Source organism: Vibrio tubiashii (assembly GCF_028551255.1).
Lineage (GTDB): Bacteria > Pseudomonadota > Gammaproteobacteria > Enterobacterales > Vibrionaceae > Vibrio > Vibrio tubiashii_B.
Genome location: NZ_CP117029.1, coordinates 1,276,143 through 1,291,145 on the forward strand (window position 1 = coordinate 1,276,143; position 15,003 = coordinate 1,291,145).

Below are 15,003 nucleotides of genomic sequence, written 5' to 3' on the forward strand. Positions count from 1 at the left end.
AACCAAAACAAGACTAATCACAAAGCGGTTCGTCACTATAAGAGCTGCGCTTCCCTGCAAAGAGGGGTTCTAGCGCTGTAGTTGGCGTTTATAGTCTTCCAAATAACCTTCACTGCGCAAACTATCAACGGCAAACTGCAATTCCTCATCGCTCATTGAGAAGCAACTTGATTTGCCAGTCATACCATTCAAATATTCGTGATATTCCATCTCAGTGAAGTGACCAATACGGTCTACGAGCAGACTCTTAATACCTTGATGAATAAGTCGATAATATGTGTGACGTTGAACTTCCATAACGTTCCCCTTACATCGAGCAAAGCGGGACAATGCCGCTTTTCTGTTACCATGCGGGAATCAAGCATATTCGATGCCAGTAAGAACTGAATGCAGGGTGTGAGGTTATAGGTTGTTAAAAACTCTAAATAATTTTCGAAATGAGAACGGTTTTGAGCTGATGCACAGACAATCATTCAGCAATCTGCGAGTCAATTTGGGAAAAGGGTTGCCAATCTATTGACTGGCAACGGTCTGCTAGAGTAACAAATCGCATCAGTTAAGAGCTGTGCTGGCCGCAGTGATTAATAGGCTCTTCGGCTTAGGGTTAGGTATCAGCATTTCGTTAAGTGATGGGCTAGCAGCAGGAAAAGTCAGTTTGAACTCTGTATATTTATCAATCTCTGAATGGCAACTGATAGACCCACCAAAAGAAGTCATCACGCGTTGGCAATAGCCTAAGCCTAAGCCACTACCTCCACTCTTGTTGTGACTGAAAAAGTCATCAAATATTTGGGCAATCAAGTGCTCTGGTATTCCGGGACCGGTATCACGAAAGAGTAAGTAGTTCTCGTGGTGACCTTTTTTAAGTTGAATTGAAATCCTGCTTTTAGGGTACGAATCGAAATAGTAAGTCGCATTTCGCACGAGATTAAACAGGACAAAACTAAACAAAGTATCATTAATCTCTACCACGAAATCTTGTTCGAAATCCAGATGAACCCTATAGCGCATACTTTCATTCTCAAAGCCGTATTGATCAATTGCGGAGCAAACTACAGAGGAGACGAGTGATGGAACAACAGGTGCTTGATCGAGTGAAGCTTGGCCCAGTTCTCGCGTTATGATATCGATTAACTGATGACTTCGAGCGATGGCTTTAGTCCCTTTATTGACATGGTACTTTAGCTGAACCATCGAGTGGGGTTGTCTGATCGCTTGCTCAAGGAGCTCAAATTCAAGTTGCAGCTGGGCAAAAGGATTCCGCATCTCGTGAGCTATCGAACTTGCTAAAGCCTGTGACTGCCGGACCTCACGTTCGTAGTTTATATGTACCTGAACTTTGTTTAGTACTCTTTCAAGTGCTGAGAGCTCTTCATATGAAAAGTGAATCCCTTCAGGTTTCGAGCTTGAAACCAAAATGTGCGACAGCTTGTTTTTACTTTCGAAGAGTGGGACGACCAAAGCCGATTCGAATTTACTCATATTGCTGTGAACAAGGCTAAGCGCTTGATTATTTGAGTTGAGTAATTCTTCTTCTACCTCTTCAATGACCAACGAAGTTCCATGACTCTCAAAGTAGTTTCGGTACAAATTTACATCATGATAGTCGCCTAACAAGCGCAGCTTATCTTTTGGTACGCCCAAATAGTCAGCCAAGCTTGCCATAGCGCGTGTCGGGGAAGATTGAAACTCATCTTCAAGCCGAGATATTTTTTCTACGGGATGGATAGGGTCTCGATACATGATCACACTGATCACTCTTTGGACAAACCGATAAAGTGTTTGCCAAGTCATGCCTATCAGTAGAACTAGGAATAAAGCATCGGTAAGTCCTAGCTGTGTAATAGGAACGAAAGACGCGAAAGTTGTGGCATAGATTAATGCGGTAGAGGTGATGCTAACGAAGATAAAACAGATGTATTTCGGACTGAAAAAGCGCGAAGTCAGCAGGGCATATCCCATGAACAGCATTTCACTAAGGGATAATGTTGGGGGAAGCCAAGTGAGTGAGAAATTGTCAAAAAAGAAAGTCATGCCAACCTGAATAACTGCGGTGGAGCACATGAATATAGTGATACCCATAAGCATGTAATTGGTTCGCGTTTTTCGTATTCGGTTGCGGCTCTTTTTTAGCGAGAGAAGATTAAAGAAAGTTAACAGCACTAAGATGATGAAGCCTAGAAAGAAATACTTAGTGTAAGGACCAAACTTCAGCTGGAAATTACTGGGCCCAATAATGTCGATGCCTAGAATTGTGCCTCCGGGCATTAGGTTGCTGATAACGCCAAACAAGGTAATGTTAGCAACTAGAATATCTTGCCATAACGCGACGCTTTTATTGGTGTAGTGCTTGTGCAGTTTAGAGATAAAACAGTAGGCTGAGACAAAGGCGAGTAGTGTCGCTAGGTTGGCAACAATTGCCATGTTAATCGCGACATGATCTCCAAATCTTACCAGCAGATCTGTATGGAAATAGCAGTTGCTTAGCGTCCAGAAGAACACCCCCACCGTATAGCAAATATAGTAGGTGTACTGTTTTAAACTGAGTGTCCCATGACGCTTCGCCAAAGCAGTACAAAAATAACCTGCCCAAGCGAGGACAAGTAAAGAGATCGAGAGTAAAACGACCGCTTTGGGATACATCATTTGATGCAATAGATAACTGAACATATTGTTCCGCTTTACTAGTATTTGACGTTGTTAAAACCGATCCGATATTTTTTGTTTGTATGATGGAGCCTAGTGAGAGCACTACTGGGAAGTCTGAGATTTATCGTTTTATGGAGGACTTACAGCAACTCACGGCCAAAGTTGGATCAGAGTTTTGAGATCCTGTTTACCCTAAGTGGAATTTTGTGCAATTTATTTCTTATTATCCCCTGAGGAATATCTCACTTTTTCGGAATGAATTGTCTGTTCTATGAGGGAAGGCGAAATATTGGCTATTGTTATTGATATATTTGATGGGGTGATTGAAAAGGTGTTTTATTTCAAGTTCTTATAGCTCTAGTGTGGTGATTGGTACCGCCCTAGAGCTATAAGAGGGAGTGATTTAATGGATACTCATGGGCAAGGCCGATTTCAACATTTGATCAAGCGCTTCCTTAGTTGTTGGTTTTGAAAGTCTCCCATCCATCAGTTCACTGATCATAGTGAGTTCACGTTCTCCGGATTCTCCTGACAGAGCAATAATTGGGATAGTCGGGAAGGAACGCTTAATGATACTTGCCGCTTCAAAGCCATTCATGACTGGCATCTGAATATCCATAAACACCAGATCAATTGGGTTGCTTTGAATAATCTCAATAGCCACCTTACCATTGTTGGCTAATACGACTCCGTAACCTAGTTGCTCTAAGTAGAGTTTCACTAAGGTACGTTGAATCTCTTTGTCATCAACGACTAAGATCATATGCGCAGGGCTTACACCAAAGTTGAGCTCGCCATTGGACACGGCAAGAGGGGGAGTGGTCACTTCCGCTCTAAGCTCTGCTTTAGGTTTGCTGGTTTGAGTAGCAGCGACGTTGGTTGCTGGGAAAGTAAGCTTAAATTCAGTAAAACTTCCAACTTCTGAATGACAGCTGATTGATCCGCCAAACGATGCCATGACACGTTGACAATAGCCAAGGCCTAAACCGCTACCACCGCTTTTGTTATGGCTGAAAAAATCATCAAAAATTCGAGTTAACAGCTCGGCAGGAATACCTGGTCCAGTATCACGGAACAGTACGTAGTTTTCATACTGGCCTTTCTCGGTACGTATTTCGATGTGGCTATTTGGATAAGAATCAAAATAGTAGATGGCATTGCGTAGCAGGTTGAATAACACGAAGTTAAAAAGAGTGTCATTGATTTTAGCGACGAAGTCTTCATCCAGATCTAACACAATGCGGTTCAGCTCACTGTCATTATCAAAGCCATATTGGTTTATCGCGCTATTAATAGCACCATGAATCAAAGTAGCTTCAGAGGGTTCTTGGTCGAGTGATGAACTATTGACCTCGCGAAGGATGATGTCGATGAGTTGTCTACCACGTTTGATAGCTTGCTTTCCTTTGTCTACGTGCTGTAGAAGGGTATTTGAATCAACAGGCGACAACAGTTTTTGATTGAGAGACTCAAACTCGAATTGTACCTGCGCAAGCGGATTCCTCATTTCGTGTGCGATTGAGTTAGCGAGTGCTTGTGATTGGCGTACTTTCTGCTCGTAATTAATATGAACTTGGACTTTTTGTATTACTCGCTCTAGCGCTTTGAGCTCCTCAAAAGAAAAGTTCACGTCACCTTGTTTGTGGCTAGAAACCAGAACGTGAGAGAGTTTGTTTTTACCTTCGTAGATTGGCAGAACCAGTGCGGATTCCATCTGGTTCATGCTGCTATGAATCGTTGATAGCTCCTTGTCACGGTTCTTCTCAATCGCATCTTCGATCTCATCAATGACCAGAGGCGTCGTGTGATTCTCAAAATAAGAGCGGTACATACTTGCACCTTGATAGTCATCAAGGAGTTTTAGCTTGTCACTTGGAACCCCAAGATAGCTTGCCAAAGCTTCTATCGCCTTACTTGGAGACTTTTGAAACTCATCTTCTAACTGAGCAATTTTCTCAGTAGGTGAGACTGATGAGCCATACAAGGCATAGGTTAAACAAGTTCTGACTAGGCGTGAGGTGTACGGCCAAGAAAGACCAATAGCCATAATAGCTAAAACGCCAGTCGCGGTGCTTACATAATCTAATGGTTTAAAGAGAGTGACGACAAACGTGTACACAGCCGCCGTGATAATCAAAGAGCATCCAACAAGGCAAAGATACCTAAAACTATAAAAACGCGATGCTAGTATCGCGTAGCCCATAAACAGCATTTCGCTAATCGAGAGTGCTGGTGGCAGCCAAGTTAGTGAAAAGTTGTTGAAGAAATAGGTAAAGCCAAGTTGAATAATGGCAGTAGACGCCATAAATATGGTCATACCAAGAATCATGTAGTTGATTCTTGTGCGTCGAATTCGGCTACTGCTACGTTTTATAGACAGCAGATTCAGAAATGTCAGAGCAAATAGAAGTGTTAGGCCAATAAAGAATGGACGAGTGTACTCGCCAAACTCAAGCATAAACTGGCTTGGACCTTCTATCACGACACCTTTAATTGTTAGATCGGGAACGATGTTGATGATAGTGCAAAATATCATCGTTGAACCTGCTAACAGCAACTGCCATGGGCTAGGTCTACTACTCGTGTAGTGTTTTTTTAGCTTAGCGGAGAAATAGTATGCGGAGCTGAAGGCTAACAGAGCCGAAAGGTTCGCGACCACCGCCATCGTCGCACCGATATGTGCTCCCCATTCAACTAACCATCCACTGTGGAAGTAGGCGTTACTCAATATCCATACAAACAACCCTAACGTATAGGTCACATAGTAGACATACTGCTTGAGGCTTTGAGCACCATGCTTTCTCGCTAATGTAGAACAAAAGTAGCCCGCCCACACAAAAACAAGCAAAGCCGTCAGGATAAGAACGACTGCTTTTGGATAGAGTAGCTGCTGTGTAATGTAACTAAGCATATTGTAGCTCTTGTCCTTGATGTCTGTGCTGCTTCAATTGAGTAATGGTACTGACTTTGTACCTGCGATAATTGCATTCAGACAAAGCCTGGCTAAGGGATTTGATAAACCACAACCCCTTATAAGTTGCGAAGCCAGAATCGGAAACGTGGCAATAACTCATTTTTAAGTACGCGCCATTGGTGAGGCTTTGGTAATACTGAATCATCAATGGCTGCTCTATAACAACGAAGGCAACTTGAAAGCTGAGCTTATCGAGTTGCGCCATCAGTCTCTTTTGAGACAAATAAAGGCTGAATATTTTCTGGCTTTGGTTACCGCTGACTGTCAAACGGACAATCTCACAACATTTTTCTTGGACAGTAATATTTTGCCAAAGTGCATTCTCATATTTTGCCGACGAAGTATCACTGATCTCGATATCAGAACACAAGAGATCTAAGTTAACTAATTGGCGTTGCATCTCAACTTGATTAAGCAATGTCCAACACGAGGTTTGAAAAAATGGCGAGAAATAGAGCCAATTGTCAGCTTCATTATGATTATTGACCTTGGCAGTAGAGACGATCACTGGGAAAGATAAATCAGGAACAAGCTGGGCAAGGATAAAATGACTGCCGTGAGCAGAGACTTCTATTTCATACAGCATCTCGAACCACTGCTGCTCCGAAACAAAGGTTGCTAGGTTAATTAGCATTACAGCATCGGGTAGTTCCATTGCATAGCGGCTATGCAGCGTGTAATAGAGCTCGGTATGGTTTTCGATATTGTCGATGACGCTATCGGCGAAATCCTCTTCATTTTGGGTAAATTTGGGTAAGGACTCCAGCCCTAAACGCTGAGGTTGATTTCGGTACTTACTTTTGATTTTCCAGACATTAAAAGCACACCAAGCTTGTGCCCAGTTATCAAACAAGGTTAGTGCTCTTTGTTCGAACTCATGCCATTGTTGTGGTTCGTTCTTTAAAGGTGAGTTAACGTTAACCAAGTAGTAAGGTGATTGGAGTTTGGTTGCGATGTTTTTGTAGCGAAGTGAACTATCCTGTTCGCTTATTTGAGCGAGACGCTCGTTAAGTACATGTTTAAAAAAGTGATTACTATCTACACCGAAAAGAGTTTCGATCTGTTCAAATAAAGCACATGCGTGCGCATTGTCCTCTTTTTCAAAAAGGGACGATTCAAAATTGTTAGCCATAGACGTTTGTATAATTATTTTGTTTATTTTGGCCAACCAGTATTCATTTAGGTGCCTATTTGTGCAATTGAATTAGTATGTTTATGCTAATTAATCGGGTGTTAATATTAATATTAGTGATGCAGAGCACGAAATAAACCAGGGGGAGTGGTCTGTCACGGGCGAGAGTTGCGTTTGAGAATTACAGTTCCGCAAAACGCGCTAGTGAACCAGATTTTTGGTTCTAGACGTGTTTTGTTACCCATATCAGTGTTTTACCTTCATACACATTCTGATTTGAGATAAATACCTGACAATCTTGTTAATAGCAGCCTAATCTTCTGGCTTCAATTATCAATAAATGCCAATAATTGGTAGAAATTCTGCCTTTTTAGAGAGCTATCTTGTTGTTTTGACGGTTAATTTGTACTCATTGAAGAAAAAAGTTGGCGAAAATCATAAGCTTGGCATACACTTTCCAAGGTAAAGCCGATATGTTGTTGATTGGCTTGGTGAAATGTTTAGGTGCTGCCTTGCGGTGGCAATGTTTAACACAGCTTTGAGGAAAGTTTTATGGCGCTCACAAAGGCCGATTTGGCTGAGAACCTGTTTGAAAAGCTCGGATACAGTAAACGGGATGCCAAGGAAACGGTTGAGGCGTTTTTCGAAGAGATTCGTAAGGCACTGGAAAGTGGCGAACAGGTAAAACTGTCTGGATTCGGTAATTTTGATCTTCGTGATAAGAATGAACGTCCAGGTCGAAACCCGAAGACAGGTGAAGACATTCCAATCAGTGCACGTCGCGTAGTGACCTTCCGCCCAGGGCAAAAATTAAAAGCCCGCGTTGAAAACATTAAGGTTGACTAAGTCTTAGCTCGCTAAGAGGCACATCCTGTATCGGGGCTAGGAGCAATTCTAGATCCCCATAGAAAAATACCCCAGCTAAGGCTAGGGTATTTTTGTATTAAGCGTTTGTAAGCAACGTTAGTCTCGTTTCCACAAAGCGTGGCAGAACTTATGCTCAGGATCGCGGCTGATTAACAGGCGAGCGAACACATCGTCCAGTACATCGTCTTCTTCATTGACTAAACCAACGCGAACTTCTGCGTAAACTTCTTTGTCTACGTCAAAGCCTACGTGCTCAACCCAGTCATCACCAGTTTCCACTAACTCAGCAGCGCCGCGCTCATCGAACTGTGCTGTGAACAGAATAACGTCAGCAGCCTCTAGGTTATCAGGTGCCATCTCTAAAAAGATGTCGTAGGCCGTATCAATGGCGTCATCGTATGAGATTAGGTCAGCCATGATTACGCGCGGCTCATGTATTTACGTTCAGCCGTGTTGATCACGATGCGGTCACCTGTCGCAATGTATTCAGGTACTTGAACAGTAAGACCGGTAGCAAAACGTGCAGGCTTTGTACGAGCAGAAGCAGAAGCGCCTTTGATTGAAGGATCGGTTTCTTCAATAACGAGTTCAACAGCAGCAGGAAGCTCTAGGCCAACAGCATTGCCATTGACTAGGATGACATGCAGACCTTGAATTTCTTCGGTTACGAACAGTAGTTCGTCTTCAATTTCGTCTTTCTTGAATGTGTATTGAGTGTAGTCTTCATTGTCCATGAAGATGTACTCATCACCATCAACGTATGAGAAAGCCGAGGCACGTTTGAACATGTCTACCGTTTCAACAACGTCATCAGATTTATAGCGTTCATCAACGCGAGCACCTGTGTTTAGGTCAGTACAACGCAGTTTGTAAATTTTTGCGCCGCCACGACCACCAGGAGTGGTTACTTCGATGTCTTTGATTAATAGTGTTTTACCGTTAGATTCGATAGCAAAACCTTTTTTAAGCTCACTTGCCTTTGGCATGAACAATTTCCTTCGTGTGTTAGGTATTGTGGCGATTATATACCGACTCACTGGCTGAAGGAATATCTTGATTCATCCTGCTCAGTGAGCGAACATTAACGCATTCAGTTCGATTATTTTGTGTTATCAATCAAATGCATCTTTCAACGATCAATCCTAAACACCCCTTTCAACCAAACTATCAACCTGCGATTGATGATCTGGTTAGCTTTCTTAGAAATGGGTTAGGACAAAATCTGCACAGTATTTATCTATATGGCAGTGTGGCTCGTAAGACTGCAAAACCCGGCTCATCAAATTTAGATGTGATTGTGGTCACCCAATCATCGTTTAGTGATTTACGAACAACACTGTTTAATTCGATCAAATGGCGTTTTCAAAAATCTCACCCACACATCACGGAAATCTCGTTTAAAACGGCTTTAGCTTCTGAAGTTGCAAGTCTGGATAGTATTTTCTCGTGGGGTTTTCAGCTGCGCCACTGCTCGGTGTGTATTTTTGGCGAAGATTTGTCGGAGTGTTTTGGCGATTATGAACCAAGTTGGGAGATCGCAAAACACTGGAATATGGATGTTGAAGATTGGGTTGCAGTGTATCGAAATCGAATCGCACGCTGCGACAAGCCAGAAGAACAAGTGAAAGCACAAAAAATCATCGCGAAAAAGCTACTGCGAGCCAGCTATTCACTGATCATGCACAAAGATAAGCAATGGTTTGATGATCCTCTAGAGTGCGGCCAAGTATTTCTTCGCTATCATCCTGAAAAGCAGGTAGAGATAGAGCGCCTAGGTATTCTCTTATCTGGACGAGTTATCCCCAAGCGTTCTGTGGTGGGGATCCTTGATGGATATGGCGACTGGATTGTAAAACAGTACAAAAAAACGGAATTCAAAATAGGTTAGTTGTTTAGCTTCCACTAATAAGCATATCTCAAAGCGTATGCTAGCCTTACTAGAGTGGTAGGGGGGCCTATGATTAGTTGGAAGCACGTTTTTGAACCTTCAATTAACTATTCTCAATCGTGGTTTCGTCAGTATTTATTACCTTCATTGTACGCAATACGTGAGGGGATGATCTGGCTGATACCGTGTTTACTGATTTCTTCTTTTTGTCTCCTTGCTGCGAGCATTGCTGAGTTTGTGCAAGGTTATCGCCCTGATTGGGTAGCAAGCCTTTACCTGGTTCATAGTGGTGTATCGGCATTTTTTCCCTACTTAATGACAGCCACTATTTCTTATGTGGTCGCCATGCAGTGGCGATTGCCGCGCCCACCTGTCGCACTGCTATCGATACTTTATCTAGTGCTCGTTGATACTCTAGTTCATGGTGAGCAAGTACTTCTGACCTTCAAGATTGTGATGGCGATAACTACGCCTCTTTATTCTATTCCTTTGTTGGCCAAGCTGTTGCATTATCCCAGTTTAAAACTGACAAGGTCGGATTCTGCGGGCAGTATTGTTAAAGAGTCACTCAATCTAGTATTACCCGCTTTAATTACGTCTGTGATTATTGTGTCAGCGAACATTGCGTTGTTCTCTTTAATTTCCAATATTCCTTTTTTATCCCTATTTACGCTTGATTATGCGAATAGCCCAGCATGGTTCGGGGTCATTTTTGCTGCCCTTAACTCAATTTTGTGGTTTTTTGGTGTGCATGGCTATTATGCGTTATTGCCTCTGGTGGAATTTCTGCAAGAAGCGGTAAATCTTAACTACTCCACAGTAGTAGCTGGTGGAGAGGCGATCTATCATATGAACTTGTCTTTCATGGGGGCGTTTGTGTTCATTGGAGGGAGTGGGGCAACTCTGTCGCTGGTGATTGCATTGTTGTTGTTTGCCAAGCATAGAAACCTCAAGCTTATCGCGATAGCAAGCATTCCAATTGGCTTACTTAATATCAACGAGATTTTGTTGTTCGGTTTGCCGATTATATTTAACCTCAGGCTGTTCTTACCCTTTCTGATTTGCCCGATCGCTAACGTTTTGGTGAGTATGCTTTGTGTCTCTAGTGGTTGGGTTGCCTCGCCTAGTGTCTCCGTACCTTTTAATAGTCCGATTTTCTTTAATGCTTTTGTGGCGACAGGCGGTGACTTCTCTGCGGTAGTGCTTCAATCTTTTAATATCGCCCTTGGCGTCATGATCTATTATCCAGCGGTTAAATACCTCTACAGTGCTGATCAGCATCAATCGATTCACATTGCGGCATTAGATACGACGTTCTCTCGCCGTGAAGAGGAGGCGCGCTCATTGGTCAATGACCCTATCAAAGCGTCTATTCAAGCGGAATTTGAGAGCAAGCAGCTATCACAGCAAATAGAGTTGCTAAGCCGTCAAGAGTTTGTGCTGGAGTATCAACCTCAGATTTGTACGGTAACGAATAAAGTGGTGGGGTGTGAAGCGCTTGTCCGCGCGATAGATGAGCATGGACATCTTAAAGGGCCTCAGACATTTATGCCTTGGCTAGAAAAAGCGAATCTAATGAAAGATTTGGATTTGTGGGTGATTAAGCAAGCAGTGAAAGATATTGCTAAGTTGCAAAGCAAAGGACATTTCATTCCGGTGAGTGTCAACATTACTCCGGAAACATTGATTTCTGAAGATTACTTCGAGCGTATTGTAGCTGTCATTAAACCCTATGCGCGTTACCTGCATTTTGAGCTTACTGAAGAAACCTTACTGCTTGATAAAAACAAAGTGTATCTCAATTTTAATCGCCTTCATCAGTTAGGGGTGAAAATACATATTGATGACTTTGGGACAGGCTATTCATCACTTAGCTATTTGAACCAGTTTACGATTGATTGCATAAAAATAGACCGTTCTTTTGTATTGGCATTAAGCAGTGACAAAGGGGTTAAGGTATTTGATTCCATCCTATCCATTGCCAATCAGTTGGATCTTGATGTGATTGTTGAAGGAGTCGAAACGATTGAACAATTGAATCATGTACCGAAACGGACGAACATCAAGGTTCAGGGTTGGTACTATTCCAAGTCATTAGCGTTGAATGAGTTGGTTCAATACAACCCTTATCCACGAGAAGCGGTTTAAAACAAGCCTAGCTGCGGCTCACTGAGTGTCTCAAAGTCTAGCCCAATAAATGGCAAGATGGCTTCTGCCACTGGCTTTAGTTGTTTATCAATGTAGTGCTGATAGTTGATAGCGCTTTTTTGGTACTCTTTCGGTTCGGGGCCCGAGGTAGTGATCACGTATTCGATTCTACCTTTGTTTTGATACTGCAATGGGCGACCAAGTTGGGCGTTTATTTCATCCGCCATTCTGGCTGCACGTACCTGAGGTGGAATGTTTTTCTGATACTCATGCAGTTTTCTTCTTAAGCGTTTTTGATAGACGAGTTTGTCATCGAAATCTCCCGCTTTGGTCTGCTCGACAAACCCGCGAATATAGTCACTTGGGTTCTCGCCATGAAACACCATTGAGTACAGTGTTTGTTGGAATTCTTGGGCTAATGGCGTCCAGTCTGTTCGAGCGCTCTCTAAGCCTTTAAAAATCAGTCGTTCATTTTCCCCTTCACCGATAAGTCCGGCATAGCGCTTTTTCGAGCCGGTTTCCTGTCCACGAATCGTTGGCATTAAGAACTTTTTGTAGTGCGTCTCGTACTCTAACTCCAAAATTGAGTTGAGGTTATACTCCTCACGTAAGTGGTTCGTCCACCACTCATTGATATAGTCAACAAGCTGGTGGCCAATTTCATCAGCTTGTGACTGAGAGAACTGCCCATTAAGTGACACAAACGTGGAGTCGGTATCACCGTATATCACTTGATAGCCTTTCTCTTCAATCAATACCTTGGTCTGCTTCATGATCTCGTGACCTCGCATCGTGATGCTGGAGGCTAGTCGCGTATCGAAGAAGCGGCATCCTGACGAACCAAGTACGCCATAGAAAGAGTTCATGATGATTTTTATCGCTTGAGAAAAGGCTTTTTCACTGTTCTTTTTCGCGACATCGCGCGCCGCCCAGAGGTTTTCGATCATCTCTGGTAGGAAATGACGAGTGCGGTGAAATTGTCCGCCTCTGAATCCTGGAACCGCTTGCTCTTGTTCAAGACCAATGTCTTGCTGTAATCCCTCAATTAACCCCATAGGGTCGATAAGAAAACTACGAATAATGGAAGGATAAAGACTCTTAAAATCGAGGACTAAAACTGAATCATAAAGATTTGGAATCGAGTCCATCACATAACCGCCAGGGCTCGCCAACCAGTTCTCTGGATGTAAGTTTGGCGCGACGTAGCCAGCGCGATGAATCTGGGGTAAGTAGAGATTGGTAAACGCAGCAACTGAGCCGCCAACACGGTCCAGTTCAACCCCGGTCAGTTTAGAGCGCTCAATGGCAAATTCTAATAAGTGGGTATGGGCAAAAATCTTGTTAACCAAGACACAATCTTGCAGGTTGTATTTAGCAAGAGAAGGCTTGTCATGGCGATACATCTGATTGATCTCGTCCATGCGGTCATGCACATTGTGTATCTGCTTTCCTTCACCCAGCAACTCTTGTGATACGGCTTCTAAAGACCAGCTGCGGAAGTGGTAGGTCGCTGTTTTCAGAGTATCAATTCCGTCCATTACGACTCGGCCGGGAATCGATATAAAGGCTTGTTGAGTTGTGTTTGATGTGCGGAAAAAACTCGATTGTTTACCTCGACCAAGCATTAACTTGACTTGATTCCTCTCGGCACGTTTGTGCAGTAGCCTGAAATCAAAGTCGATGACATTCCAACCAACGATAACATCGGGATCGAACTGGCTAAACCAATCAACCAGCGCGAGCAGCAACTCTTTCTCGTTGCTTACCCACTGCATGTGAGTATCAGCTGGTTGAGGAGCGCCAATCATAATCACTCGGCTGTCCATTGGACTATCTAGCCCAATAGAGTAGAGCACGCCTTTTTCTGAACACTCAACATCTAAGGACACCACTTTGAGTTCTGGGGTGTAATCGCCTTGGCGACATTTCACCTGCTTGTACCGAAGGTGCGATGCATTGCTCTGAACTGCTCCAGTAAACTCCAGGCTGCCTTTTATAAAGCGCTCCATTAGGTAGCGGTCAGCAAGGCGAATGTCGTCTTCTAACACAACAATGTCATGTTGCTTGAGATGCTCGCTGAGTACTTGAGCTTGCTTGATAGAATGACAGTAACATGCAGCTACGGGTCGTAAGGCAAAGTCTTTCAGTGGTAAGGTTTTCCACTCGATCTGCACGTTTTGGCTCTGCGTTTTGGCACTTTCCAACTGGTCTTGAAAGATGAAAAAGACAGGCTTTTCGCCTTCAATCAACAGTTGCGTAGGACCTTGCGGTGTGGATAACCAAAGATCTATTTGAGTAGTGCCTTTAATATCACGGGCTTGCCGAGTTAGTACGAATCCGTTTTGAATAGCCATTTAGAAATTTAACAAAGAGATGACGCGGTAAACTTCCGCATAAGTAGGGTATCACAAGCCCGTAAAGTTAAATAGCAAGGGGATAAAATACCACTTTGGGAGAGGTTGATGTGGTAGAAAAATAACCACTAAAAGAAGCTAAGCGATTGATTATTAGATTAATAACAATTTAAGTAGCAGTTATGAAAATAAGTACTTGCTAAACTTTGCGTTTCAGCACATATTCAGAGTAAGCGAAATTAGTATTATGAGTTAAACTAGGCAGCTGTACTGTATTCCACAATGCGTGGAAGCAGAGCCAAGTTAAATAGTGTGGAGATACAAGTTTGATAAATGTTTTCCTTGTAGATGATCACGAGCTGGTTCGCACAGGGATACGACGTATTATTGAAGACGTCCGTGGAATGAACGTAGCAGGGGAAGCTGAAAGCGGTGAAGAAGCAGTAAAATGGTGTCGTAGCAACCATGCTGACGTCATTTTAATGGATATGAATATGCCGGGTATTGGTGGCCTAGAGGCAACCAAGAAGATCTTGCGTTTTAATCCTGATGTCAAAATCATCGTTTTAACTGTTCATACGGAAAATCCGTTTCCAACTAAAGTGATGCAGGCAGGTGCCGCTGGTTACCTGACTAAAGGCGCGGGACCAGATGAAATGGTCAACGCGATTCGAATGGTGAATAGTGGTCAACGCTACATCTCACCAGAAATTGCTCAACAGATGGCGCTTAGCCAATTTTCTCCGGCTTCGGAAAACCCATTTGCCGATCTGTCTGAGCGTGAGCTGCAAATCATGATGATGATTACCAAAGGGGAGAAGGTGACTGACATTTCAGAGCAGTTAAACCTAAGCCCTAAAACGGTAAACAGCTACCGCTATCGTTTATTTAATAAACTCGATATTAGCGGTGATGTTGAATTGACTCACCTAGCAATTCGACATGGAATGATCGACACCGAGACATTATAAGGCGCCATTACCATCAATTT

General features: G+C 43.1%; 11 protein-coding genes. 4 read left to right on the top strand and 7 right to left on the bottom strand.

Annotated features, from left to right (window positions below; genetic code table 11):
* Positions 1-69 precede the first annotated feature (69 nt).
* The 4 genes from LYZ37_RS05820 to LYZ37_RS05835 all read right to left on the bottom strand — a co-directional run bounded on the left by LYZ37_RS05820 (position 70) and on the right by LYZ37_RS05835 (position 6,755).
* Entirely contained in the window at positions 70-297 is a 228-nt protein-coding gene (locus LYZ37_RS05820; protein WP_004746695.1) for a hypothetical protein, read from the bottom strand.
* A gap of 255 nt (positions 298-552) precedes the next feature.
* Positions 553-2,670 carry a sensor histidine kinase gene (locus tag LYZ37_RS05825; RefSeq protein ID WP_272786863.1) on the bottom strand — a complete coding sequence of 706 codons (2,118 nt, stop codon included), beginning with the start codon at positions 2,668-2,670 and terminating at the stop codon, positions 553-555.
* Positions 2,671-3,052: 382 nt separating this feature from the next.
* Complete coding sequence (locus LYZ37_RS05830) at positions 3,053-5,560, bottom strand: hybrid sensor histidine kinase/response regulator (protein ID WP_272786864.1); 2,508 nt, start codon at positions 5,558-5,560, stop codon at positions 3,053-3,055.
* Positions 5,553-6,755: an acyl-homoserine-lactone synthase gene (locus LYZ37_RS05835; RefSeq protein ID WP_272786865.1), complete on the bottom strand. Its 1,203-nt coding sequence runs from the start codon at positions 6,753-6,755 to the stop codon at positions 5,553-5,555. The genes LYZ37_RS05830 and LYZ37_RS05835 overlap by 8 nt, the downstream gene beginning before the upstream one ends.
* Before the next feature lie 552 nt (positions 6,756-7,307).
* Here LYZ37_RS05835 and ihfA point away from each other — a divergent pair.
* Positions 7,308-7,601, top strand: coding sequence for an integration host factor subunit alpha (gene ihfA, locus LYZ37_RS05840; RefSeq protein ID WP_004746689.1), 294 nt, complete (start codon positions 7,308-7,310; stop codon positions 7,599-7,601).
* 117 nt (positions 7,602-7,718) lie between these two features.
* Here the strand turns inward: ihfA and LYZ37_RS05845 are convergent, their stop codons facing one another.
* Together LYZ37_RS05845 and yeiP are read right to left on the bottom strand one after the other, a co-directional pair.
* The gene (locus tag LYZ37_RS05845) at positions 7,719-8,039 is read right to left on the bottom strand and encodes an HI1450 family dsDNA-mimic protein (RefSeq protein WP_272786866.1); all 321 of its coding nucleotides are present in this window, start codon (positions 8,037-8,039) and stop codon (positions 7,719-7,721) included.
* Positions 8,040-8,041: 2 nt separating this feature from the next.
* Positions 8,042-8,608, bottom strand: coding sequence for an elongation factor P-like protein YeiP (yeiP, locus tag LYZ37_RS05850; RefSeq protein ID WP_272786867.1), 567 nt, complete (start codon positions 8,606-8,608; stop codon positions 8,042-8,044).
* 134 nt (positions 8,609-8,742) lie between these two features.
* On the opposite strand from yeiP, the gene LYZ37_RS05855 reads away from it, so the two are divergent.
* Together LYZ37_RS05855 and LYZ37_RS05860 are read left to right on the top strand one after the other, a co-directional pair.
* Complete coding sequence (locus LYZ37_RS05855; protein ID WP_272786868.1) at positions 8,743-9,510, top strand: nucleotidyltransferase domain-containing protein; 768 nt, start codon at positions 8,743-8,745, stop codon at positions 9,508-9,510.
* 69 nt (positions 9,511-9,579) lie between these two features.
* Positions 9,580-11,658, top strand: coding sequence for a PTS sugar transporter subunit IIC/EAL domain-containing protein (locus LYZ37_RS05860; RefSeq protein ID WP_272786869.1), 2,079 nt, complete (start codon positions 9,580-9,582; stop codon positions 11,656-11,658).
* Here LYZ37_RS05860 and LYZ37_RS05865 read toward each other — a convergent pair.
* Complete coding sequence (locus LYZ37_RS05865; RefSeq protein ID WP_272786870.1) at positions 11,655-14,012, bottom strand: DNA polymerase II; 2,358 nt, start codon at positions 14,010-14,012, stop codon at positions 11,655-11,657. The two genes, LYZ37_RS05860 and LYZ37_RS05865, sit on opposite strands and share 4 nt — an antisense overlap.
* Before the next feature lie 326 nt (positions 14,013-14,338).
* Between LYZ37_RS05865 and uvrY the strand changes: the two genes are divergently transcribed.
* Positions 14,339-14,983, top strand: coding sequence for a UvrY/SirA/GacA family response regulator transcription factor (gene uvrY / locus LYZ37_RS05870; RefSeq protein ID WP_004746682.1), 645 nt, complete (start codon positions 14,339-14,341; stop codon positions 14,981-14,983).
* Positions 14,984-15,003 lie beyond the last annotated feature (20 nt).